The organism is Halopseudomonas sp. (assembly GCF_038130085.1).
Taxonomy (GTDB): Bacteria; Pseudomonadota; Gammaproteobacteria; order Pseudomonadales; family Pseudomonadaceae; genus Halopseudomonas.
The window spans coordinates 48589-72468 of sequence record NZ_JAYPMU010000017.1 but is presented as its reverse complement, the minus strand read 5'-3'; the positions used below and the strand labels follow the sequence as shown (position 1 = coordinate 72468).

The window sequence follows — 23880 nt, the reverse complement described above, 5'->3', positions numbered from 1 at the left end:
GGATCGAAAACTTACAGCCGTTTTATAACCGTCCGTGGAAACGGGGTAGAACCCGGGGAAAACTTGTTTGTCTTGTTCATGGCTTCATCTTCTCAGGAGTTGAAGCCTCCGCGAAACCCGGGGCGGTTCAGATTGCCTTGCGCGACCAGCCAGACAACCAGCAGAACATCGTGCTCATTAAGCGCTTGCTGAGCGCTCAATCCGGAACAGCTGCACAGAGCGATCTCTGCGCGGTGAACTAGCCGCGTAAGGGCGGCGAAGGGATCAGGTGTTGTCAGCTATGAGTAAGCGAATACACTATTTAACATAATATATATTATGCGAAGTGCCTTATTAGTTCAGAGACAACAGCCCCGGCGATCACGAAAAGCCATAATGGGAAACGACGCTTTCGCGCCTTGTGTGAATGCGTGACGGCAAAACGGCGCGCCGCGTTGCGTGGGGAATAATGCGGAAGTTGCGCCCTGCGTTTCGCATCCTCGCGATACCAGTCGCGGTCATCCAGACTCATGTGAAGGCCTCCATTGCCTTTGGTTAACTGTCGAACGATCAGTTCGTATAGCTGCGAGCGTAATCCAGAAAGCTGTCTTGCTCCAACGGCCGGGAAAACAGATATCCCTGCGCATGATCACAGCCAAGTGACGTCAGGATGCGCTGGACCAGTTGATGCTCGATGCCTTCTGCGGTGACTTCCAGCTTCAGGCTGTGTGCCATTTGGATAACCGCGGTAACGATCGCCAGGTTCTGGTCACTGTTGCTGAGGTTGCTGACAAATGATTTGTCGACCTTCAGTCGATCAACCTGGAAGCGCTGGAGGTAAGACAGATTGGAATAACCGGTGCCGAAATCGTCAATCGCCAGAGTTACGCCCATCTGCTTCAGATTGCGCAGCAACTGCAGAAACTCTTCGGATTTCTCCAGCAGCATCGACTCCGTGAGTTCCAGCTCCAGTAGCTCAGGCGCTAGCGCGCTATCGGCAAGGGCCGTGGCAACCATGCTTTCAAGGTTGTTGCGGCGTACCTGGACGGCAGAAAGATTCACCGAAACGGTTAACTGTTGCAGCCCTTCCTGCTGCCAACGTACCGCTTCCCTGCAAGCCTGATTCAGGACCCATTCGCCGATTTCGACGATAAGCCCGGACTGTTCGGCAACATCCATGAAACGGTCCGGGGCCAGCAAGCCGTGTTCTGGGTGCTGCCAGCGCAGCAATGCTTCGGCACCGACCAGTCTGGCACCGTTAAGAGCAATGATGGGCTGGTAATGCAGCTCCAGTTCGTCATGGGCTATTGCCTGGCGCAAAGCCTGCTCGATATTCAGTCGCTCATGGCTGTCTGACGACATGTCTTCCTGGTGCACGAAGTGGGTGTTGCGCCCCGCTTTCTTCGCCTCGAACATCGCCATTTCCGACTTGCGCACGAGGGTGTCTGCGTCGTGGCCATCCGCTGGGAATAGCGCGATGCCAACCGACAACGAGGTGAGCAGCTGCTTTGAGCCAACCTCAAATGGCTGGGCAACAACCTCCTGCATGCGCCGGGCAATAGTGATTGCGGTCTGAACATCGTCGATATTCGACAGCACCATCACAAACTCATCACCGCCCTGCCTGCTGAGCGTATCCGCATCGCGCACCGCCTGTTTCAATCGCCACGCGACAGAGCGAATCAACTCGTCCCCGGCTGCATGCCCAAGCGAGTCGTTGATGGTCTTGAAATTGTCCATGTCCATATACAGGAGTGCGAGTGTCCGCTGCCGCTCGCGCGCTTCAGCAAGCATCTGCTCGACATGGCTGTTGAACGCCTTCCGATTGGATAGCCCAGTCAGCGCATCATGCCCGACCAGATGCGTGAGCTTTGCCTGCGAGCAGCGCAGTCGTTTGGCTTCGGCTTGCAGGGACTGCTGCATGCTGCTCATTTCATGCATCAACCAGGCAATCGTGGCACCTGAAACCAGCAGCATGCTGCTGACGATAAGCCAGCGCCCGATGCCGAGTGGTGCTGGCTCGAAGATCCGATACTCGAGATACGAAGCACCGCTGATAAGCGCGACGACGATCAGCATGATTGCCAGCAGCGTCCAGAACAACCGAATGGAAGCGGTGACGCCCGCTATCACCAATAAGGCAGGAAAACCTACCAGCGCCCCGCTGTAGAGGCCCTGATTCATCCACATAGAAAAGCTGAGCAGGAGCGTCAGCATCACCAAGGCGACACCGACGGCGCGTTCCGCCTTGTCCCGGGCCCTGAACTGCCGGGCAATCAACAGGGAGATGAAGGCGACCGCTACAAGAGCAACATCCCACCAGCCGCCAATCAGCAGCGCGCGTATCCCCATGCTTATCAGTACAAGGGTCAGCAGGACCGCAATCATGCTCAGGCGCTGGGTTTGCCGTTGGCGCAGCTGCGAGAAAAAGTCGTCATCAGCCCTGCTTTCAACTTCTGCGGTTTCCATGCGCCCTGGTTCCTGATGATACGACGTTAGGTGGCTATTTAAAGGTAAAGTGCGGAACGCTACCGGTTCTCATTAACTCGCACAACCCCGCTCCCCCGCGGGTTTCGGCACCATTCTAGGCGCAACCCATCTGGCAAGCGGGGTTGCGCCATTTTTTCAACGTCAAATAAATTGATTTCTGTCGAAGAAATAATGAAATCCAGGCAAACACGAGACTAATGGATTGCTGACGCAGGTCTATGCGGAGTCTCTGTTCGCCTACTATTATGCAACCGGAGCGCCTGTCAGGCTGTTGCGCCCTGTTTCTCTAGGAATACCGGATGACCGAGAACGAATCTTCCAACGCCGCGCGACACCAACTTCAAGCGGTTTTCAGCAGGCGTAATGCTATCGCCTGGTTTGTGCTGGCCCTCGGGCTTCTGACTACCATGCTTGTCTGGATCTACTTGGTAGACCAGGAAACCCGCTCAGCTGAGCGTGAGTTTGGTCTACTGACCGATGACATAACCGAGACGATCCGCAAGCGGATGATCGATCACGAGCAGATACTGCTTGGCGGTGCAGGCCTGTTTGACGCCAGTGGCGAGGTGGATCGCGAGGAGTGGCGTATTCTGGTTGAGCGGCTGCGCTTGTCTGAGACCTATCCGGGCATCCTTGGAGTTGGCTACGCGCAGGTGGTCGCCCCCAATCAGCTTGAGACGTTCGTCGAAACCGTTCGCGCTGAAGGTTATGCTGATTTCAGGGTTCACCCGGAGGGTGATCGCGAGATCTACACGTCGATCGTTTATCTTGAGCCATTCGCCGGGCGCAATCTGGCCGCATTCGGCTACGACATGTATTCCGAGCCTACCCGTCACGCAGCGATGCGGGCCGCCGCAGAGTCGGGCGTAACGCGGGTTACCGGGCCGGTCAAACTGCTGCAGGAAACCCACGGGGTCATTCAGGCCGGCATTCTAATGTATGTGCCGGTTTACCATCAGGATATGCCGTTGAGTACCGCTGAGCAGCGTATGGCTGCACTCAGAGGGTTCGTCTACAGCCCTTATCGGATGGGCGATCTGTTGGCAGGCATTCTCGGGCCGCTCACTCCGGGTATTGGCTACCGTTTGCTCGATGCTGCGGAAGGCCTCGATAACCCTGTGCTGTTTTCTGACATTGGCGAAGCCCGCTCAACTCCCGCGCTGACACGACACGTTGAGTTAAGTCTGTATGGCCGCGATTGGGTGCTGGAGTTCAACAGCACGGCATCCTTCGATCAGCGCTATAACAGCAGCATCTGGATCGTCGTCGTCGGACTTTGCATCAGCACCCTTCTGTTTGCCATGGCTACCCTCCTCGTATTGCGCAGAGATCAGGCCGAAGTGTTGGCGCGACGCATGACGCAGCAGTTGCGTACCAGTAATGCGGCCCTGCGCCAGAGTGAGGAACGCCAGCGCCTTGTACTCAAGGGCAGCAACGACGGCTGGTGGGACGTTAATTTGCCAGACATGCAATTCATGGCATCGTCACGGGCCTGGGAAATGCTCGGATACCCGCCGCTGAGTGATTACCAGTCGCTACACCGCTGGCAGGCACTACTGGCTCCTGATGCAAGGCACGCCCTGATCAAGCAGCTGCGTGAGGCTATTTATTCGGAGCAAACTGCGTTTTCGGCGGAGACGCGCCTTAGTCATAAAGTTGGGCACCTGGTGCCTGTGTTGCTCCGAGGCGCAATTCAGCGCAATGACGAGGGCCATGCCGTGCGCGTCAGCGGCACCATGCTGGATCTGACTGAACAGAAACGCGTCGAGCAAATGAAAAGCCAGTTTGTGTCGACCGTCAGCCATGAGCTTCGCACTCCGCTAACTTCCATCTCCGGCGCGCTTACCATCGTCAATAGCGGATCGCTCGGTGTGATTCCCGAAGCGATGCGCAAGATGCTGGAAATTGCCGAAAGTAACAGCCAGCGTCTGAATCATCTGATTAATGACTTGCTGGATATGGAAAAGCTGGCAGCGGGCAAAATGAAGTTTGAAATGCGCTCGCACCGACTCAAGGAGTTGATTCAGGAAGCGATCAACGCCAACCGCGCGTTTGCTGAGAGTCGCAGCATAGGCCTGCAGTGTGGAGACGTTGCAGATGTATGGGTGCGGGTCGACAACATGCGTCTGCATCAAGTTCTCAACAACTATCTGTCCAATGCCATCAAGTTCTCGCCAGAGGGCGCAGACGTCATGGTCGAAGTGCAGGTTGATCACCCGCAGGTAGTTGTCAGCGTCCGCGATCAGGGGGACGGGATTCCGAAAGAGTTTCAGAAGCAGGTGTTTGGCAAGTTTGCTCAAGCGGACGGGTCGGATAAGCGCAAGCAGCCCGGGACGGGGCTGGGGCTGGCCATATCCCGAGAACTGATTGAACAAATGAATGGTGAGGTTGGTTTTGTGTCGGAGCCTCCGAACGGCGCGACCTTCTGGTTCAGCCTGCCGGTAGAGCGTGTGCAAGAGGCCGCTCCAGAGCTGCAACCACCCTCGCGCACCCTCAGCGTACTGGTGGTCGATGATGATCCGATGATCGCTGACTTTATTGCCCTGGTTTTGCGCAAGGCAGGTTACCTGCCAACCACCAGCATCACGCTGCATGGAGCCCACGTTCTGCTCCAACAGGAACGTTTCGACGCTGTGGTAACCGACCTGCGGTTGCAGGACGGGCATGGCTTGAACCTCATTCGAGAGCTGCGTGCGGAGCCCGAGTACCAGCGCATGCCGATCTTGGTCGTGTCTGCGTACTGCGATGAAGGTCAACGGCTGCTGCAGGGGGATCCCGACGAGTATCTAGCCTGGCTGGACAAGCCAGTGGACGAGAAGCGGCTGCTCAGTCTGCTTGAAGAGGTAATCCAACGCGCGCTCGGTCAGTGAAACTGCGCTTACAACGCCCTGTTTCACATGAATAGAAATAGTTCGGCACTGCACAGCGCTTGATTTGCAGCACTCAAGACGTATGATCGGTGCTAGTCAAAGGATTTTTGCTTTCCAATACAGGAGCTGTGCATGAACATGCAGGAACACAACACTACCCTTCAACACGCTGGCGTCAGCGAAGCGGAAGTCAGCAAGCTGTTCCGCAACACCTACTCACTGCTGGCGTTGACACTGGCCTTCAGTGCAGTAGTCGCCTTCGTGTCCATGAGCCTGAACCTGCCCTACCCCGGGCTCATCGTCACTTTGGTCGGCTTTTACGGCTTGCTGTTCCTGACGACCAAACTGCGTAATTCCGGCTGGGGGCTCGTCAGCACCTTCGCCTTCACTGGTTTTCTCGGCTACACCCTTGGCCCGATTCTGAATGCCTACCTGTCGTTGCCCAATGGCGGGCAGCTGGTGTCCATGGCGCTGGGCATGACAGCCGTTGTGTTCTTCGGTCTCTCGGCGTACGCCATCCTGAGCCGCAAGGACTTCAGCTTCCTGTCAGGCTTTATCATGGCCGGCTGCATCGTGCTGATGTGTGCCGTTGTTGCCAGCTTCTTCATTCAGATCAGCGGTCTGCAACTGGCTATCTCTGCTGGTTTTGTGCTGTTCTCTTCCGCAGTGATCCTGTACCAGACCAGCGCGATCATCCATGGCGGAGAAGACAACTACATCATGGCGACCATCACCCTGTTCGTCTCGATTTATAACCTGTTTCTCAGTCTGCTCCAGTTGCTGGGCATCTTCAGCGACGACTGAGCCTGGAGCTGCGTTATACTCAGTGGCCCGCCCTTTGGCGGGCCATTTTGTTTATGAGCGGAATAACATGAAGTTTGCCATTGCCTTGCTGGCTGGCCCGCAGGACCCTGCGGCACGCAGTGCCTTAAAGTTTGCCGAGGCGGTGCTTGCAAGCGGTCACCAGATCAGCCGACTGTTTTTCTACCGCGACGCGGTGCATCTCGCCTCTAACTTGAGTGTGCAACCACAGGACGAATGCGACCTTGCGCGTCGCTGGAAAGCGTTTATCGCAGAAAACGACCTTGATGCCGTGGTGTGCATTGCGGCGGCATTGCGCCGGGGTGTACTCAATACCGCTGAGGCAGATCGCTGGGAGCGGCCTGCAGCTAACACCGGCGAGCCCTGGGTGCTGTCGGGACTGGGACAATGGGTTGATGCGCTGCAGACAGCAGATCGGGCGGTGACCTTTGGAACCTGAATTGAAAAGTTTGCTGGTTATTAGCCGGCAACCTCCAACCTCGGTTGCCGCCCGGGAAGCGCTTGATCTGGCGCTGGCGGCAGCGGCGTTCGGCGTACCGGTAAGCGTCCTGTTTATGGATGCTGGCGTGCTGCAACTGCTCCCGGGGCAGGAGTCTTCGTTGATCGAGCAGAAACCGGTCTCCTCCAACCTCCAGGCGCTGCCGATGTTTGGCGTTGAAGACCTGTTTGTGTGCCACCACTCGCTGGCCGAACGGGGCTTGCAGCCGGGGCGATTGGCATTGTCCTGCAAGGCGGTAGACAGCTCCGAGATAGCGACGTTGCTTGAGCATCATGATCAGGTGGTAACCCTATGAGCGCTACGCTGATACATCTGCTGCGTCACGCGCCGCAGGATGACACACACTTCGCCAGCAGCCTCCGGGTCATTGGCCCGCAGCAAGGGCTGCTGCTGATAGAGGATGCAGTGTATGCCCTGTTGCCGCATACCAGCGCCATTAACGCGATGCAGCTGTTACCGGCCAGCGTGAAGCTATTCGCGCTGGAGTCTGACGTGTTGGCCCGAGGCCTGGCGATCGACGACTTGCCTCCACGCGTCAAGCTGATCGACTATCCGGGGATGGTCGAGCTATGTACTCAGTACGACAAGGTGATGAGCTGGTGAGCGAATTCATTACTGCTGACGGGCGAGCTATTCCGGTCGACAAGGAAGGATTTCTGGTATCGCTGGAAGACTGGTCTGAAGGCGTTGCCCATGCGCTGGCAGCACAGGAAGGCATTGAGCTGACCCCTGCGCATATGGAAGTCGTTCTGTTGCTGCGCCGCTTCTATGAGACCTTTCAGCTGTCACCGGCAATGCGTCCGCTGGTCAAGTACGTTGGCCAGGAGCTTGGCAAGGACAAAGGCAGCAGCATGTATTTGCTTTCTCTTTTTCCAGGCAGCCCCGCCAAGCTCGGCAGCAAGATAGCCGGCCTGCCGAAACCGGAAAATTGCCTTTAATTTGCCTCTGGCAGGGTGGTCAGCACCACTAGTTGATCACCTTCTAGCAGCCGCAGAGGCTTGTCTCTTTGCGGGTTCAGCTGCAAGCGCTTACCCTGCTCGTCCGGCTTCAGGCGATATACGCCCAGCGCAGTGTCACCGTGCAACGCGGCGACGGCCTCAAGGTCCGCGAAGGTTGTTACGCTTTGCATCGGGTACCGCTGAAGGTCATAAAACATCAACTCCGGTCCGCCGGTGGTCAGCAGCTCTTCAAACATCAGTCCGAGTTCCCGTCGTTGAGCAACTTGTGCCATCAGGTGGCTCAGGATCATCGGGCTGACGATGCTCTCACCGCGCTTGCGCACTACCAGGCTTTCGTTGGCCGAATCACTCAGTTCAAGCAGAATTTGTGGCCTGGTGGCGCGTTCGCGCAGGAGTTCATCTACGATCAGGTAGCCAACCATTGCCCGGGCGTCCGCCTCCTCCCCGCTGTCCAGCCGATCAGATGACACCAGTACGATGGTGTCAAAACGCTGCCCCATCAGTGGATTCAGTACACCTTCGACCATGTAGTCTGCCTCGATGAAATGGCACTCTACACGTGAGCTGCGTTCACTGTAGCTGGATATCATGGCCTGGCGCTCGGTTGCCTTTACCACTGCAACGCTATGTACTTCAAAACGATGATCTGCATAGCCCGCGAGTTCATTGATCAGTGCGGGGACTCTGCGACTCCAGCCGAGTACCAGGATGCGGCGTAAACCTCCGGTCTGTATCGCAGGGGGAACCGAAGACGACGGACGCTGCAGCGGTCGAATGGCAGCGATACTTTGTTGCCCCGGTGGTTCTGCCTGCTCATAGGCACGGGCCAGCATTACCAGTTTGTCACCCGGCTGGATCACTTCGCTGGTCGGCGCGTTCAGCCAGGTACGCCAGCGATCGCCGCTCGGTCGCATCAGGCCACAGACTATTGCCTCGGGGCTACGGCTGCCGATATCCGCGAGGGTTTGTCCCACGCAGTTATCGGTTGAGCGTATGTAGAACTCGTTGCCGTCATGCACCGTCATGACTTCACCAAACAGCTCTGGCAGCCCCGGGTGGATGATCGACTGCGCAAACAGCCTGCTCACCAGCGCATCGCTGGCCAGGACCTCAAGTGGGCCGGAGTAGGCCCGCTGCATGACCGCCAGTTTTCGGCTGTCATCGACCTCGGCAACGACATACGGCGGAGTGATCCCGCGTTGCGTTGCCTGGGCCTGCAGCGTCAACAGGGCTTTGATTGCCTCCACGTCGCTGCTGACCAAAGAACCCGCCGACTGGTTGCGGCCCGGGATAAGCACGACTGCGGCTTGCAGGCACGCTGCGCGATCGAGATCCTCAGGTTGGAGTGCGGTGCCCGAGCGCAGGATGATATTGCTCATATGCTTGCGAATCTGGGGCACGGCGCGCAGTTCGTGAACGTGCTCGGCGGTGACGTCTTCAGCGAGAATAACGAGGCGCAGGCGCTTGGTTAGTCGCGCCTTGAGCAGGCGCTGGATACCGCCATTCGCGTCGAGAATTTCCTGCACCAGCGGAATGGTTCTGTTGGTCCAGCCAAGAATGACGATATGTCCACTGACGGTAACGGGCGTCAGGCCCTGTTCAAGCTTGACCATCATGGCAATCAACCAGCGGGTCATGATCGCAACCAGCGCGCCGAGAAATACGACGTAGCCGCTCAGCGTCAGAACGGTTGAGATAATGCGTCGCCAGCTACCCTGGTCATCGCCCAGATAGCCCGGATCGGTCAAGCGCAAGAACGCCCACCAGACCGAGTCCGCCAAACTTTCTCCTGCTCCGGTTGGCCACGCCAGCCAGCCGCCAATGAACGAAATCAGCGCGATAAACGCGGCAACGACGAGCAGCTGGTAGTGCGCACCTTTTACGAATTGACGCTCAACCAGATAGCGCAGGCGATCAACAAAGGAGAATGGCAACATGCGGTGAGAGTCTCGCGGCGGGTTGTTCTTAACGGCTTGTAGAAATCCTGCTAGATTGCCCTCTTGGACGTCAGGACAGGTTATCTGTTCAATCCCACATGAGTTATATCGAACACATCATTGGCATTGCCCTGGCGGTACTCTACTGGCTTTTTACAGCCGTGGTCACCTTTCGGGTCATTGGCCGCCGAAATCCTGTCAGCGTCACCCTGTCCTGGCTGCTGGTTATCTATATCCTGCCGTTGGTTGGCGCCATCCTCTATCTGATGTTCGGCGAGTTGAATCTCGGGCGCCAGCGTGCGCGACGCGCAGAGGGCATGTTGGAGCCCTTTCTCCAAAGTATTGCCGAGGACTTTCAAGCGGTTAAAGCCCCCTTGCCTGGCGGGCCGCTGGTGCAAGGCATTCGCCAGCTGATCGAAACGCGTCTTGGTATCGGCGCGCTGGGTTATCAGCAAATGGAGTTGCTCGACACGCCTGAGAAAATTTTCAGCCGGCTCTGTGAGGACGTCCGCAACGCCGAGCAGAGTATTCATCTGGAGACGTATATCTGGTACCCCGGCGGGCGGGTGGACGAACTGGGTGACGCGCTGATCGCAGCCAGCGCGCGGGGCGTAAAGGTATCGTTACTGATCGATCATGCCGGCAGTCGACCGTTCTTTCGCTCCAAATGGCGCAAGCGCTTTATCGACGCAGGTATCGAGGTTGTTCCCGCCCTGCCGGTTCGCCTTTGGCGTGCTCTGGCTCAACGTATCGACCTGCGACTGCACCGCAAGCTGATCGTCATCGACGGTCATCTGGCGTACACCGGTTCGATGAACATGGCCGACCCCCGCCACTTCAAGAAAGAAGCCAAGGTTGGTGAGTGGGTGGATATCATGTTGCGCCTGGACGGCCCGGCGGCACGTGGACTGGACAAGGTGTTTGCGTGGGACTGGGAAGTGGAAACCGGCGTGCGGCGCTTGGCTCCGGCGCCACCCAGCCCACCCAGTTGTTACAAGTGGCTGTCTATTCTGCCGTCTGGCCCCGGTATGGGTGAAGACCTGATCAGTCAAGCGGTGCTATCGAGCATCTACCGAGCAAACGACAGCATCACTATCAGTACGCCCTACTTCGTTCCATCTGAAGCCATATTCGAAGCCCTGTGCCAGGCCGCACGCCGTGGCGTCAGGGTCAGAGTGCTGGTGCCTGAGCGCAACGACTCGCATCTGGTGGGTTGGGCCAGCCGCGCCTACTACGAACGTTTCCTGGAAGCCGGCGGCGAGATTTATCTATTCCGAGGTGGTTTGTTGCATACCAAGGCCATGTTGATGGATGACCAGTTGGCATTGGTGGGCAGCGTCAATCTGGATATCCGCAGCCTTCAACTGAACTTCGAGCTGACGGTCACTCTTTTCTCGCCCGAAGCGTGCGCTGCCATAAAACGCTTACTGGAGGGCTATCTCGCCGATAGCCAGGTACTTGAGCTCGCGCAGTGGCAACGCCGCTCCAGCGTCGCCCGGGTGACCGAGCGAATGATGTTCTTCCTCAGCCCGTTGCTTTGATTGCAAATAAAATTGTTGGAAACGGTTGCGTCGGATTGTTTTTTGGCTAAACTCGCAAATGAGATTGATTGTCATTAGCGAGAAAGTCGATGAGAGTGTATCTGATCCCCGTCAGTCTGACGGTCAGCATGATGGCTCCGGCCGCGTTGGGAAACACTGCACCTGCAACACCTTCGTCTGTGCAGACTTCAGTCCTGCAGCTGAGCGCCCATAGTCAATCCTTGCAACAGTTATTGGGTAAGCCTCTGGATCAGCAGACACTGAGCCAGATCGATGAGCTGAGCTACCAGTTGGAGTGCGATTTGCTGCAGCTGGGCACACCTGCTGCAGCCGTGGCCGAGCCCCTCGAGTCACTGCACCAAGCCGTGGAAAACCGTGACTCAAATGAAGTCGCCCGTTGCGGCGGCGCGTATCTCGCCGCCGTTGGGGCTTGGTTGTCTGGACGGGAATGAGCGGGCTTCAGAGCTGCCCAGATAGCGGCAGCCATCCCAACGTCCAACTCATGAAGCGACGGAACCGTCCGGCATCTGGCTCGGTATCCCAGGTCTTGCCTTCCGCTGTCCAGCGCAAATCACCGCCGTCGTCGAGATCGACCTTGAAAGCGTAGTCCTCAGAGGTCCACCGTTCGAACAGCTCGACCATCTCCTGAGCAAGTTCCGGGTTTTCGATGTACACGCCCGCTTCGGTGTTCAGCTTGATGGAGCGCGCGTCCAGGTTAACGGACCCGACGAACACCGCGCGACGGTCAAAAACGAATGTTTTGGCATGCAAACTGGCAAGCGATTCGCCCAGAAAGGGGCTGGCGCGCTCTTGCTGGCCGGCAATCGGCCTCAGTTCCCAGAGTTTCATGCCGCCTTCCAATAGCCGTTCACGAGACTTGGCGTAACCGCTGTGTACCGCCAGCACGTCTGTTGTGGCCAGTGAATTGGTCAGTACGGATACATCCACCCCGCGGTCGATCAAACTCAATAGCATATCCTCCCCTCCTCTGCGCGGAACAAAGTAGGCGGAGGTCAGCAGCAACTCTTCCTCTGTCTGATTGATTGGTTCAACCAGACTACGGCCAAGGAACGCGATCTTATTGCCATCACCGTGTGGGTCTGATTTGGATGGGTCGTCGTAGAACCACTTGGCATCAGCCCAATGCCAGTCGAGGTCGCTACCGCCGAGCCCATTCAGGAATCGTGAGTTATCTACCGCCTGAACGTAGGGATTGCGCTCTGCCTGACGGCTGGCGGAGCCGAGATTGGCGCGCATGCTGGATAGGTCATCGGCGTGTCGGTCTTCGGCCATGACACCTATCGGGATGGCGATGCCGCTGTTCCAGAAGTTGTCGAAGCTATCCGATGCTTTGTCGGCAATTGGACCGATGCCGATGACATCGACGTCCTGAAAATCGACGTCGCTGAGGGCGAAATACTCATCCCCAATGTTTCGTCCACCGGTAATCAAGGCGGTGTTGTCCGCAACGATGACCTTGTTGTGCATACGGTAGTTGATGCGTCCAAACTCACCGAGCTTGCTGAAAATTTTCGCCCATTCGCTACGCAGGCTGAGCGGATTGTAAAGGCGCACATCAATGTTCGGGTGCAAGTCCACAGTAGCAACCTTGACGTCTTCAAGGCTCGCGCCCACATCATCGATAAGCAGTCGCACACGTACGCCGCGATCAGCCGCCTTGAGCAGGTGCTCGGTAATTAAACCACCGGTGGTGTCGGTGTTATAGATGTAGTACTGGATATCGAGGCTGTGCTCGGCCATGTCAATCAGCCGGATGCGAGCGGCAAGTGCATCCGCGCCGTTGTGCAGCAGAATGAACCCGGACTGATTCGGATCTGCGGGCTGCTGATGGGCCAGGTACTTAGCCAGCTTGGTCCCGGAGTCTGCCGGCATGTAATAGGTTGGTAGCTCGTCGTGGGTCATACCCGCCGTCGCGCAACCCATCACCAGACAGGTTGCTGCGATCAAGGAGAACTGTCGCAACATGAAATCGCCCCATTCAATGTAGCCGTTCTCCCAAGCGGAAAACGGCTAGTTTTCCTGTTCGTCGTACTGATCAGTGACAACCAGCTGGTAGCTAAATCGCCGTGCACCACGGTTGTCGATCACTACATAACCTGTTTTTGCAGGTCTCAGGCCCTGAGTATAGGCGGCTCCGTACAAAGCGCGCCATGCGGCTTCTACGTTATGGCGGGCGGGGTCAAAGTCGAGACTCAAAACCTGCTGTTCCGGCACCGTCAAAACCCGGTATCCCGGCTGTGTAACCGGCGTCCCGCTGACAGGAAAGCTGACCTGGAACTGCAGAAGTTCAGGTGTATTGGCACTGAGATCATCAAAGACCAGATTCAACGGGCCGGCCACACGTACCTTCGCGCGCCGACTTGCTGTAGTAGCAACATTGATCGCGAGCGGCCCTATGTCCGAGGCCATGTCCCGTGGCGACATTTGCGTTGGGCGGCCAAACAAGGTCATTGGCGGACGTCGAACAAGGCGAATGGCATAGCCCTGACCGTCCTCTCGAATGACCAGTTCATCACCAGCACGGATATCCACGGGTTTTTGAGCGCTTACCGGAAGCGGCGCGTAGGTTGAGGCACACAGCTCCGAGGCTTTGAAGGCGCTGCGCTGACTATCGGTCAGACTGCTGTTGGCCTCCATCACTCGACAGATCTGACTGTCATAGCCACGCCATGCCTGACGCATGGCGCCGGCATCCATCAACGTCCGGATAGTCGCTTCATCCCCGCTACTGGCCGCCAGCAACAGTGCGGTCTGACGGCCCATTGCTGCCTCCTTGCGATCCGGCCCTCCGACGCCTGCATCTGGTGCCATGCGGGTTTCCGCATACAGATCAGCGCCAGCGGCAAGCAGGCGTCGAACTGACTCGCTCTCTCCGTGCTGCGCCGCCGTCATCAGCGCCGTACGCCCCCACTGGTTGCGCGCATTGACGTCGAATCCAAGCTGCAATAACAGTGCTAACGTGTCGGGCGTGGCCACCGCGGCCATCAGCGCAGTGTCTCCATCCGGGCCGATGCCACGGTCGCTGCCCAGGACTTCGGTTTCGTAGTCGACGAAGTCGGCAACTACGTTAAGCGGCGCGCCGTTGAGTACGACACTGTGCAGAGTGGCAAATTGCCGACCCTGCTCGAGAGCGCCGGGCTGCGGTGCGATCGGGTAACGCGCCTGGTAACGGGTGAAAGGCGGCAGCGGCATTGACGGCGATTGCTCTGGCAACTGCAAGTTCTCCATGCTGCGCGCGAAGGTTTCATGGAACAACAGATCTGCTGCAGTTGCAGCCTCGGCGTCAGTCAGCCCCTGGCCGACGAACATGCTTCGTAGCTCCTGATGAGCTGGAGCCAGGAGTGGCATCAAGCGCCGATAACGCTGCTTGTTGCCGATGTTACGCTCTGACCACTGAAAGAATTGCTCCATAGCCGCGTCGTTGCGGGCCGCGATTGCGCCTTCACGCCCGCTGCGACGGTATTCATCCACGCCGAGCAACGGCAGGTTTAGCAGCGTCCATTGGCGTTCCTTCCAGCGCTGGAACAGGTCCCTGCGCTCGCTTTGTGCATAACCGGGCAACGGGTCGCCAGCAAGCGTCTGAAGCTCAGCGTTCAATTGAGCGTAGGTTGGCAGGCCGCGCAGGTTATCCGTGCGCGGTGGGGTGAGATAGCTTTGGAACAGGCACAACGGCTTGATGTCGCTGCCCAGTGCGTATACCCCGGCATAGGCGGATTCACCACGCGCAGCCGGTGAGTAAAAGCCCCAGGTTTCGTTCACCAGTGCAAGGGTCTCGCCCTGATAACTGAACAGGTCGATGCTGCCATAGTCACTGGTCTGGGACGACGAAGCATTTGCCCGCCCGCCGTAGCCCGGTTGCTTGGCGATCCAGGCCGGCATGGTGCGGTGATCCATGACTACGCGGTTGTCTATCAGCAGGCCGCGGGCCCGTTGCTGGTAGCCCGCGTAGAGGCCGGGATTATAGAGTTCGACACGGTAGCTGTGTCCGCCGGCGCTTGTGTCTGCCTGGTTCGCTCGGCTGCCTGCTAGCAGCGTTGCGCCTGTCAGCGCGCTGATATCAGTTTCTCCACTTTCTGCCAGGCCGCGATTCAGGGCTGAGCTGACCGCGCCACAGAAACCGGGGCGCAAATCTTCGGCTATCCGAAACTCGGCGTAGCTTGCCCAGGCATGGCGCTGCGCAGATGGCCTGGATTGTGGATCAGGCCAGTTGCGCAGTTCACTGAGACGCTCACGGTAAAGGCTGGCGAGGCAAGCTTGCGCATCAGGGTTCGATGGCATCGATGTGCCGATCTCTGTACCGAGGCCACAGGTGCCAGCCCGTGCCAGCAGCCATTGCCGCTGATTGGCCTCGAGTACCAGGGCGCCGGGCAGGTCCATGCTGTTGAGGCGCTGGTGCAGTAGTGTCGTCAGCTCCCGGTCCTGGGCGGATAAGCCGTCATTGGCACAGATTTGCCGATGCACTTCGGGCAATGCCCCACTGCAATCAAAGCTCGCCCGCCCCGGAGCAGGAAGCGCAGACAGCCGCGGCGTCAGGTCCGGCTCGGGTTTGGGCGGCACCGGTGCGCTGGCGCAGGCGGATAGAACAATCACACTCACTGCCAGAGCGATACGCGATGGGGTCATCATGCCAGTACTCCGTAATCAGTCCAGAAAGATAGCTGTGCCGTAAATGGTGTAACGCCCTTCGCCGCCACCCGGTGGCGGTGGGAACGGGCCTGCTCGCTGAATCGCCTGGCGTGCCGCCTGATCAAGCAGGGCGTCGCCGCACGGGTCAATTTCGAAGCCAACCACCTGCCCGCGTCCATCCACAGTAATTTCGTATGGGATGTAGCACTGACGTTTGAAGTCATTGGGGTCGCCCTTGTAGCCTGGCGGCGGCTTGTAAACTGCGCCCTCCGGCCGCTGCAGGTTGGCCGTCACCCTGCCCTTCACCGTATCGGCGTAGCCGGAGGGTGCCATACGGCCACGGGCACTGGCCGCAGCGGGCGGTGGGCTGGGCGGCGCGGCCCACTGCTGGTTGGCGCCAAAGCTGTGAACCGGCGGCCCTCTGGGTTTTGGCGGCGCTGCCGGCGGCGGTGTCGGGCGCTGCACCACTGGTGGCGGCGGTTTAGGCACCGGGTCTGGCTCTGGCAGCGGTTCAGGCTCTGGCTCCGGTTCTGGCTCCGGTTCTGGCGGTGGTGGCGGCGGCACGTACAGATCGACGGCAATCACCTCCGTAGCAGGTAGCGGCTGGTGGCGAAATTGCGCCCCCTGCAGCCACGCCAGCAAAGCCACATGCAGCCCAATGGCAATAAACACCACGAGCAGCCTGAACGGCCAGCCGCTGCGTTCTCGGTAAGCGCTCATCAGGGCTCCAGTTCTTCCGAGGCTACCAGACTGATCTGGGCATAACCGGCCTTCTGCAGGGTGTTCATCACTTGCATCAGCGTGCCGTATTCAACCGCCTTATCGCCTCTCAGGAACAAGCGAGTGCGCAGGTCACCACTGGTAACTGCATTCACGCCGGCGGCCAGCTCGGAGAGAACGACGGCCTGCTCCTGCACGAACAGCTTCCCATCCTCCTGGACCGATACATACACCGGTTCTTCCGGCGGCGGGTTCGGGGTGGCCGCGTTACTTGGCAGGTCCACCGGCACATCGACCGTTGCGAGCGGCGCTGCAACCATGAAAATGATCAGCAGCACCAACATCACATCCACAAAGGGCGTGATGTTCATCTCGGCGTTTTCCTGGTAGTTGTGCCGTTTTACCAGTGGCCCTGAGTTCAGCTGGATACCCATATCAGCGCCCTTCATCCAGCTGACGCGAGACACCCGCAATCATCTCGGCGGAGAAGTTGTCCAGTGCGCCGACAAACCCGTTAATGTCCCGAGCAAACTTGTTGAAGATCATGACCGCCGGAATTGCGGCAAACAGTCCCAGAGCGGTCGCCAGCAGCGCTTCGGCGATACCCGGTGCGACCACCGCCAAACTGGCGGACTTGAGGGTGGCGATACTGGCAAAACTGTTGAGAATGCCCCACACAGTGCCGAACAGGCCGATAAATGGCGCCGTGGCGCCGATGGTGGCCAGCACGCCCATCATCGTCCCCATCCGGGCGAGATCCCGCTCTTGGACAATGCCGGCCGTCAGCGCAATGCGCTGCAGCAGGCGATTCACGCGATCAGCATCGTTGGCATCACCCGGCAATTTACGGTAGTGACTAAGTTCGGCCTGAGCCACCTTCCACATGCGGCCCATGGCGCTGTGTTCAAGTTGCTCGCCGAGTTGTTCAACCTGCCCCACGCGATATGCCGCGAGAAAATGCTTGTTACGACGACGGGCGTTGCCAAACACGAAGATTTTTTCGAACAGTACACCCCATGTCAGTACCGAGCAGATAACCAGCAGGATCATCACGGATTTGACCAGTGGGTCCGCTTGCTCATACATCTCACGAACCCCAAAGCTTGCATGCTCGCCCGCCGCTTCGGCGCCTGCTGATGTCAATGACGGTTTGGCAGGTACGCCGCTGTCTGGCGCGGCTGCGGTGCTCTGCTCTGCGGCAACCGGCGCTGGCTGCTCGTCAGCCTGCGCGAGTACCAATCCGGTAGCACTGCCAGCACCAATCAGCAGCACCAGCAGTGAGAGGGTTCGCAGGCGCTGTTGCCAGCGTGCCGAGGTGGGGGAAAACGAACGAATGTGCATGCCAACTCCAATTTATTGATGTTTTGGGTGAGTCAGGTGCGATGCCGTCTCAGGTATCGAGGTTCTGGGGTGCCAGAATGGCATGCAGTTCGGCCACGTACTGACCGAACGCGACACGCCCCTTGGCGCTCAGGCAAACCCGCGTACGCGGCTTCTTTCCTGCAAAATCCTTCTTGATTCGAACGTACTCGGCTGCCTCAAGCGTATTCAGGTGGGCGCCAAGGTTGCCATCGGTGGTGTCGACAATGGATCTGAGTGACACAAATTCCAGCCACTGATCAGACGCCAGCGTGTTCAGCGCCGCCATGATCTTCAGGCGCACCGGTTGATGAATGAGGTCGTTGGGCGACTGCATCAGCACCTCCGCAGCCAAAGCCCGGACACCACGAAGGTGCCGCCCCAGGTGAGCGCCAGCCAGTACCAGTAGTTGTCACCCGCAAGCAGGTAACTCAGGGTACTAAGCAGCGCGAGTGCCGCACCGATGGCGATATAACGGGGACGTGACTGGGCGCCGCGAACGATGTAAATGGTGGCAACGAAGAGAGGAACGATCATGCTGCCCTGACGCGGAGACAGCGGCCAGAAAATGAAATGCAGCAGAATATCGAACAGCAGAATGGACAGAATGACCAGTAAGTAGCGCCATGCGACACCGGGCACCGAGGGGGCGCTGCGCACAGCCATGCGAACGCCAAGTACCAACCCGACAATCACAATGCCTAGCCACACCAGCAGAATCTGATCGGCGAACAGGGTACTGCCGAGGCAGCCGAGAATATTCAGCAAGCCCCAGACAATTAATTGACTGGCTTCGAATCGGTAGTCCTGAAACCCGGCGACACGCGCCTGCACGTTACTGATCTCGCGCAGCGCCTGCGCCGCTTCTTCCCTTGACGGCGGCATGAATTGCATCCAGCTGGTTTTGTTCTTATGCAAAGCACTCTATTGAACAGAGTGAACAAACACAAGATGGCACCGAAAATTTTCCCTGCTGACAGCGTAACGTGCTTACGCTTGTGCTGCGGTGGTACCAAGCGGCCAGCTACTGCAGCAATTACGCCCCTCTTGCTTGGCCTGATAGAGCGCACGGTCTGCTCGCTCAACCAGCTCATGCAGCGACAGATTGCTGTCGGGAGGAACCGGGGTACAGCCGATGGATACAGTACTGGTGATCTGCTGTTGGCCAGCGGCGAAGGATTGCTGCTGCCAAGTAACACGAATGCGCTCGGCGAGTTGTTCGGCTTCGGCCAGGTTGGTGTTGGAAATCATCAACAGAAACTCTTCGCCACCAAAGCGGCAAGCAAGGTCCTGCTCACGCACCCGATCAAGCAGCACGTGGGCGAAGCGCGTCAGCACTGCGTCGCCTACCGCGTGACCATGACTGTCGTTAACTGATTTGAAGCGATCAAGGTCCAACAGCATCAGCACTGCGTGTTCCCCCCGGCGACGGTTAGCAGCCAACTGCCGCAGTGCAGCCTCCTCGAACGCCCGCCGATTGAATAAATTGGTCAACGGGTCGTGCATGGCCTGGGTCTTGAGCTCATCCTGCAAGCTACGCAACAGGAACATAATGCAGATCATGGTGAAGGCGTAGATAAAGACAATGCCTTCGAGATAGTTGAGCGCTTCGACGGTTTCGCCTTGCTCAAAGGTTACGGCGTTGGCATAGACAGGGTCGAAGCTGTAGAGCACCAGCCGGCGGAAGTACAGCGCGGCATGCATTAGCCAGATGCCGCACCAGGCATAGGTTAGAGTGCGCTGAGTGCTGCCAACGAGGACGATCTCACGGGCCATCAGGATGCCGACAACCACGACAATGCCGCTGTGGGTGATGATGCTGAAACGCAGCGAATCCTGCAGGAGATAGAACGCAGCACCCTGTGCGGCAAGTAATACGCCTGTCACGGTCCAGAAACCCGGCCGATCGTCCTGATGGCGATAACATCGGGCGCCCCACCAGAGCACCAGATACCCCTGCGTTATCACAACGGCGCTAATCCAAAGAGGAAGGTATGCGCGCGCAGACTGCAACAGGGCGCCGAAAACAATGACCGTCAGACCGATAGCCCAGTAACGGATAGCAGGAACCTGGGGGTTTAACGCGGCTGCAACCAACAGGCAAATCACAGCCGTCGCTGTGGTAAGCGCTAGCACCAACATCAACGTGGTCAGATCAAGCACGCAAGGGCTCCGGCTTTCGGGATATTCGCCCGACAGATTAGCCTTTGCGGTGATTAAAGGCTACGCCCCTGTGCGATTTGTCGAACAGGTCACTCACAGCGACTGTCGCCGTGTTTTACCCAAATCAACTCCTCGACCGGAAAACCCAGCTCCCCTGCCCTTTGCACGAAACGCTCACGCAGCGCCTGGTCGGGCTCAGGCTCGCGCGCCAGGAACCACAAATAATCCCGGTTGGGTCCGGAGACAAACGCGTATCGATACTTTTCGTCGAGCTCAAATACAGCGTAGGTGCCGTAAAACGGGCCAAAAAAGGATACTTTCAGAAAGCCGGTGTTGGTGTCGTTGACGAACCGAGCCTTGCCTTCGGCCTGCTGCCACTCACCGCTGTAGCCGTCGCAGCCGCGGTTGATTACCCGAATCCCGCCGTCGGCATCCTGCTGATACTCCGCAGTGACCTGGGTGAGACCACGTTCAAAACGATGATCAAGCCGCGCTATCTCGTACCACTGACCCAGATAGCGATCTGCTGCGAAGGGCGACACGGGCTCCACGCCGGTGGGCAGACGAACGCAACCACCTAACGCGAGTAGCGACAGCAGCAAGGGCATACTCAAGTAGGAAAGTTTCATTGGGGCTCCGTCAGGTAGGTTAGAACGCGATCAAGCAGCGCTGCAGTGGCCGTCAGCGCTGCATCGTCGATATCACGAATCTGCCCCGCACTTTGCACCCAGTCAGCTGGTACCAGGGCTTGCGCGTCGGCGGTAACGAATTGATCGATAAGTTGGCGGTTGGCTTCCAGGTGAAACTGCAGGCCAATGACCGAACGGCCCAGTTGAAACGCCTGATTGCGACAGGCATCGCTCGACGCTAGCAATACCGAGCCGTGGGGCAAGTCAAATGTCTCGCCATGCCAGTGGAGCACGCGCACCTCTTCCGGAAAGTGGAACGCAACACCGTTGTGGTGCGTGTTGCCAGACACCGGAAACCAGCCGATTTCAGGCTGACTGTTGGGGTAGACGCGTTGCCCAAGTGCTGCGGCGATCAATTGTGCGCCGAGACAGATGCCCAGCACCGCCTTGTCAGCGGTCAATGCCTTGCGAATAAAGGCTTTCTCGTCCCGTAGCCACGGCAGGGCTTGCTCATCATTCACACTCATCGGCCCGCCCATGATGATCAGCAGATCAACCTGGTCCAGATCGGGAAGTGGGTCCCCGGCGTACATTCTGCTACCAGAAACCTCGTAGCCTTTGGCATCCAGCCACTGCTCGATAATGCCCAGCCCTTCAAACTCAACGTGTTGTAGATAATGCGCGCGCACGCACTTCCCTCCTTTAACCATGGCTACACAACTCCAGAGTATGAACTACCAGGCAAGTTGAAGGTTCCCCGCGACTGCTTCTGGGTAATCCCGACATGTACGGTAGCCCAGATTCGCGGACCACACCGGACTCAGTCCGCGAATAAACCGCCTGTGCCTGTTGGCTGCCAGAGACAGTCGACTGGCCACGCTCGGCCGCAGCACCGGAATTTCTGCTCCCTATACTCGGTTGCATCTGGCCCATCGCAATAACAAGGACAACGCCATGCACCGCCTGATGCCCCACCTCTTGCTTCTGAGCATTGCCGGACTGATGCCGCTAAGCGCCGCCGCTGCCGTCGATACGCGGCCTAATATTCTGTTGATCGTCGCTGACGACCTGGGTTTCAGTGATCTCGGTGCCTATGGTGGAGAAATTCACACGCCGAACATCGACCAGCTTGCTGCGGCAGGCCTGCAATTCACCAACTTTCATGTCGCGGCAACCTGCTCGCCTACCCGCTCCATGCTGATGACCGGCGTCACCAATCATCTTGTCGGCATGGGCAACATGAAAGAGATCATGGCCGACAATCAGAAGGGGCAGCCGGGCTACGAGACCTGGCTGAATGACACGGTTGTCACCCTGCCGACCCTGCTGCAGGACGCTGGCTACAACACCTACATGGCTGGTAAATGGCATCTGGGTGATCGCCCACAGAGCCAGCCGGTTGCCCGAGGTTTCAAGCACTCGTTTGCCCTGATGGAAAGTGGTGCCGACAACTGGGAGGCAAAGCACTATCTACCGGGTGGCAGTGCCACCTGGATTGAAGACGGTAAGCATGTTGATCTGCCGGCCAACTTCTACTCATCTTTCACGTATGCAGACAAGCTGATTAGCTACATCGACGGCGGACGCACTGACGGCAAACCGTTCTTTGGCTACCTCGCGTTTCAGGCCGTACATGCCCCGCATCAAGTACCCGAGGAATATATCGAACGCTATGCCGAGACATACAATCAGGGCTGGGACGTCATCCGAGAGCAGCGCCATCAGCGCCAATTGGCCAGCAGCTTGCTGCCGGATACCGGAGAGAAAGTCGTCACTGATGACTGGGGCACGTTCTATGCCCGCCGACACATCGACTGGAATAGCCTGAGCGAAGAAGAAAAGGCCTATCGGGCGCGGCAGATGGCCGTGTTCGCAGGCATGGCCGAAGCGATGGACCAGAGCGTGGGCAAGGTCATCGACTACCTCAAGGAGATCGGTCAGTACGAGAACACGCTGATCCTGTTCATGAGTGACAACGGCGGCGAGTCGACCGTACTGCGCGAAGTCGCACCGCTGTTTTATCGCCTGCGCTACAACACCGATGTTGATTCACTCGGTGCTCCCGGCAGCTACAGCGAGTACGGACCGGGCTGGGCCTATGCATCCAACGCCCCCTTCTATTCCTTCAAGGGCTCGCCATTCAGTGGTGGTATGCGCGTGCCACTGATCGTCAGCCAACCCGGCCGGGTGACTGCGGGGACACGCACAAACAGCTTCGGATATGTCACGGATATCACACCTACCCTGCTTGATGTGGCTGGCGTAGCGCAGCCCGGCAGTGAGTACAAAGGCCGCGAAATCAACCCGATCATGGGTGAAAGCATGCGTGACCTGATTGAGGGGCGTGCTGACCGGGTACATGGTGCCGAGCGCACCACCGTCTACGAACTGGCCGGTGGCATCGCGGTGTGGCGTGGGGACTACAAACTGGTTACCTCGAGCACCAACGCCATTCCCGCGCGCAGCGGTCCGCAGCTGTTCAACACGACGAACGACCCGCTGGAACGTCACAACCTGGCAGAACAGCACCCGGAGATCGTCACTGAGCTATATCAGGCCTATCGCGACTACGTTGAGCGCTACCACGTCATTGAAGTCCCCGGCGACTACCGCGCCTGGGAGCAGGTGAGGAAGAACGGTCGCCAGCAGTTCATCGCAAAGAACCGGATCCCCTTGGCAATCGCCGGAATGGTTCTAGTGCTGCTTGTGGTTATTGCTGGACGTCGGCTGCTCAAAGGGCGCCAGAGTTGACCCGGCGCCAATAAGCCCGCGATCAGACTTGGCTGATGTACATGGTGATATCCGCCCGGAAAACGAGTTTGTCGCCAACCCGAGCCTCAACCGGCACTACAACGTTTCCTGGAGAGTTCCAGTCGATCCCACTTCCGTCGGCGACGGCGCGCACGTCGCCGTCTGCTTTTGCTAAGTATTCGACTGTCATCCCACGCGGAATCCACCGTAGTCCATCACCAACGGAGGCGTCTGACATAGTGCCGGCGGCCAGTTCCGCTGCATTACAGAGTGCTATTGCGTGGACTGTGCCCAAGTGGTTTAACACCTCCTTGCGTTTTGCAAAGCTGACCTCGGCACGGCCTGGGCGCAGATCACTGAAAACAGGGGCTATCGTTGCGAAGTAAGGAGCGGTTTTGGCGATCATCTCACCGAACGCCTCAGGGCCTGCCTGCTGGTACATCTGCAATATTTGCCTCATGGTTTGTTTCCTCAGAGATAAATTGTCGGGATGTGGCCACGGAGTTATCATGAC

The 23880-nt window shown here is 58.1% G+C and carries 24 protein-coding genes; 10 read left to right on the top strand and 14 right to left on the bottom strand.

Annotated features, from left to right (window positions below; all coding sequences use genetic code 11):
• On the top strand, positions 1-242 hold a 242-nt coding region (locus AAFM31_RS13225), incomplete at its 5' end, for a hypothetical protein (RefSeq protein WP_341708393.1).
• Between the two features lie 74 nt (positions 243-316).
• On the opposite strand, the gene AAFM31_RS13220 is transcribed toward AAFM31_RS13225, so the two are convergent.
• Entirely contained in the window at positions 317-511 is a 195-nt protein-coding gene (locus tag AAFM31_RS13220; RefSeq protein WP_341708392.1) for a hypothetical protein, read from the bottom strand.
• A gap of 38 nt (positions 512-549) precedes the next feature.
• A complete protein-coding gene (locus AAFM31_RS13215) occupies positions 550-2448 on the bottom strand; it encodes an EAL domain-containing protein (RefSeq protein ID WP_341708391.1) in 1899 nt (632 codons plus the stop codon).
• Between the two features lie 320 nt (positions 2449-2768).
• On the opposite strand from AAFM31_RS13215, the gene AAFM31_RS13210 reads away from it, so the two are divergent.
• The 6 genes from AAFM31_RS13210 to AAFM31_RS13185 all read left to right on the top strand — a co-directional run bounded on the left by AAFM31_RS13210 (position 2769) and on the right by AAFM31_RS13185 (position 7598).
• Entirely contained in the window at positions 2769-5339 is a 2571-nt protein-coding gene (locus tag AAFM31_RS13210) for a CHASE domain-containing protein (protein WP_341708390.1), read from the top strand.
• Positions 5340-5477: 138 nt separating this feature from the next.
• Entirely contained in the window at positions 5478-6143 is a 666-nt protein-coding gene (locus AAFM31_RS13205) for a Bax inhibitor-1/YccA family protein (protein ID WP_341708399.1), read from the top strand.
• A 67-nt stretch (positions 6144-6210) separates the two neighbouring features.
• Complete coding sequence (gene tusD / locus AAFM31_RS13200; protein WP_341708389.1) at positions 6211-6600, top strand: sulfurtransferase complex subunit TusD; 390 nt, start codon at positions 6211-6213, stop codon at positions 6598-6600.
• Position 6601: 1 nt separating this feature from the next.
• Complete coding sequence (gene tusC / locus AAFM31_RS13195; protein ID WP_341708388.1) at positions 6602-6955, top strand: sulfurtransferase complex subunit TusC; 354 nt, start codon at positions 6602-6604, stop codon at positions 6953-6955.
• Positions 6952-7263, top strand: coding sequence for a sulfurtransferase complex subunit TusB (gene tusB / locus AAFM31_RS13190; protein WP_341708387.1), 312 nt, complete (start codon positions 6952-6954; stop codon positions 7261-7263). The genes tusC and tusB overlap by 4 nt, the downstream gene beginning before the upstream one ends.
• The gene (locus tag AAFM31_RS13185) at positions 7260-7598 is read left to right on the top strand and encodes a TusE/DsrC/DsvC family sulfur relay protein (RefSeq protein ID WP_341708386.1); all 339 of its coding nucleotides are present in this window, start codon (positions 7260-7262) and stop codon (positions 7596-7598) included. The genes tusB and AAFM31_RS13185 overlap by 4 nt, the downstream gene beginning before the upstream one ends.
• Here AAFM31_RS13185 and AAFM31_RS13180 read toward each other — a convergent pair.
• Positions 7595-9556 (bottom strand): ion channel DMI1, encoded by a 1962-nt coding sequence (locus tag AAFM31_RS13180; protein ID WP_341708385.1) that lies wholly within the window; start codon positions 9554-9556, stop codon positions 7595-7597. The genes AAFM31_RS13185 and AAFM31_RS13180 overlap by 4 nt on opposite strands.
• A 98-nt stretch (positions 9557-9654) precedes the next feature.
• Between AAFM31_RS13180 and cls the strand changes: the two genes are divergently transcribed.
• Entirely contained in the window at positions 9655-11097 is a 1443-nt protein-coding gene (gene cls / locus AAFM31_RS13175) for a cardiolipin synthase (protein WP_341708384.1), read from the top strand.
• An 89-nt stretch (positions 11098-11186) separates the two neighbouring features.
• Positions 11187-11549, top strand: coding sequence for a DUF6746 family protein (locus tag AAFM31_RS13170; protein WP_341708383.1), 363 nt, complete (start codon positions 11187-11189; stop codon positions 11547-11549).
• Positions 11550-11556: 7 nt separating this feature from the next.
• On the opposite strand, the gene AAFM31_RS13165 is transcribed toward AAFM31_RS13170, so the two are convergent.
• The 10 genes from AAFM31_RS13165 to AAFM31_RS13120 form a co-directional block, all read right to left on the bottom strand.
• A complete protein-coding gene (locus tag AAFM31_RS13165; RefSeq protein WP_341708382.1) occupies positions 11557-13083 on the bottom strand; it encodes a phospholipase D family protein in 1527 nt (508 codons plus the stop codon).
• A gap of 45 nt (positions 13084-13128) precedes the next feature.
• Entirely contained in the window at positions 13129-15744 is a 2616-nt protein-coding gene (locus AAFM31_RS13160) for an ankyrin repeat domain-containing protein (protein WP_341708381.1), read from the bottom strand.
• Positions 15745-15759: 15 nt separating this feature from the next.
• Positions 15760-16464: a TonB family protein gene (locus AAFM31_RS13155; protein ID WP_341708380.1), complete on the bottom strand. Its 705-nt coding sequence runs from the start codon at positions 16462-16464 to the stop codon at positions 15760-15762.
• Entirely contained in the window at positions 16464-16898 is a 435-nt protein-coding gene (gene exbD, locus AAFM31_RS13150; protein ID WP_341708379.1) for a TonB system transport protein ExbD, read from the bottom strand. The genes AAFM31_RS13155 and exbD overlap by 1 nt, the downstream gene beginning before the upstream one ends.
• A 1-nt stretch (position 16899) precedes the next feature.
• On the bottom strand, positions 16900-17805 hold the full coding sequence (locus AAFM31_RS13145; RefSeq protein WP_341708378.1) for a MotA/TolQ/ExbB proton channel family protein: 906 nt from the start codon (positions 17803-17805) through the stop codon (positions 16900-16902).
• A 49-nt stretch (positions 17806-17854) separates the two neighbouring features.
• A complete protein-coding gene (locus AAFM31_RS13140) occupies positions 17855-18160 on the bottom strand; it encodes a transcriptional regulator (RefSeq protein WP_088274242.1) in 306 nt (101 codons plus the stop codon).
• The gene (locus tag AAFM31_RS13135) at positions 18160-18708 is read right to left on the bottom strand and encodes a hypothetical protein (protein ID WP_341708377.1); all 549 of its coding nucleotides are present in this window, start codon (positions 18706-18708) and stop codon (positions 18160-18162) included. Before AAFM31_RS13135 ends, AAFM31_RS13140 begins: the two co-directional genes overlap by 1 nt.
• A 105-nt stretch (positions 18709-18813) precedes the next feature.
• On the bottom strand, positions 18814-19710 hold the full coding sequence (locus AAFM31_RS13130) for a GGDEF domain-containing protein (RefSeq protein WP_341708376.1): 897 nt from the start codon (positions 19708-19710) through the stop codon (positions 18814-18816).
• A gap of 365 nt (positions 19711-20075) precedes the next feature.
• Entirely contained in the window at positions 20076-20615 is a 540-nt protein-coding gene (locus tag AAFM31_RS13125) for a lipocalin family protein (RefSeq protein ID WP_341708375.1), read from the bottom strand.
• Entirely contained in the window at positions 20612-21304 is a 693-nt protein-coding gene (locus AAFM31_RS13120) for a gamma-glutamyl-gamma-aminobutyrate hydrolase family protein (protein WP_341708374.1), read from the bottom strand. Before AAFM31_RS13120 ends, AAFM31_RS13125 begins: the two co-directional genes overlap by 4 nt.
• A 265-nt stretch (positions 21305-21569) precedes the next feature.
• Here AAFM31_RS13120 and AAFM31_RS13115 point away from each other — a divergent pair, with 265 nt between their 5' ends.
• A complete protein-coding gene (locus AAFM31_RS13115) occupies positions 21570-23366 on the top strand; it encodes an arylsulfatase (protein ID WP_341708373.1) in 1797 nt (598 codons plus the stop codon).
• 22 nt (positions 23367-23388) lie between these two features.
• On the opposite strand, the gene AAFM31_RS13110 is transcribed toward AAFM31_RS13115, so the two are convergent.
• On the bottom strand, positions 23389-23826 hold the full coding sequence (locus tag AAFM31_RS13110) for a hotdog fold domain-containing protein (protein ID WP_341708372.1): 438 nt from the start codon (positions 23824-23826) through the stop codon (positions 23389-23391).
• Between the last annotated feature and the right edge of the window lie 54 nt (positions 23827-23880).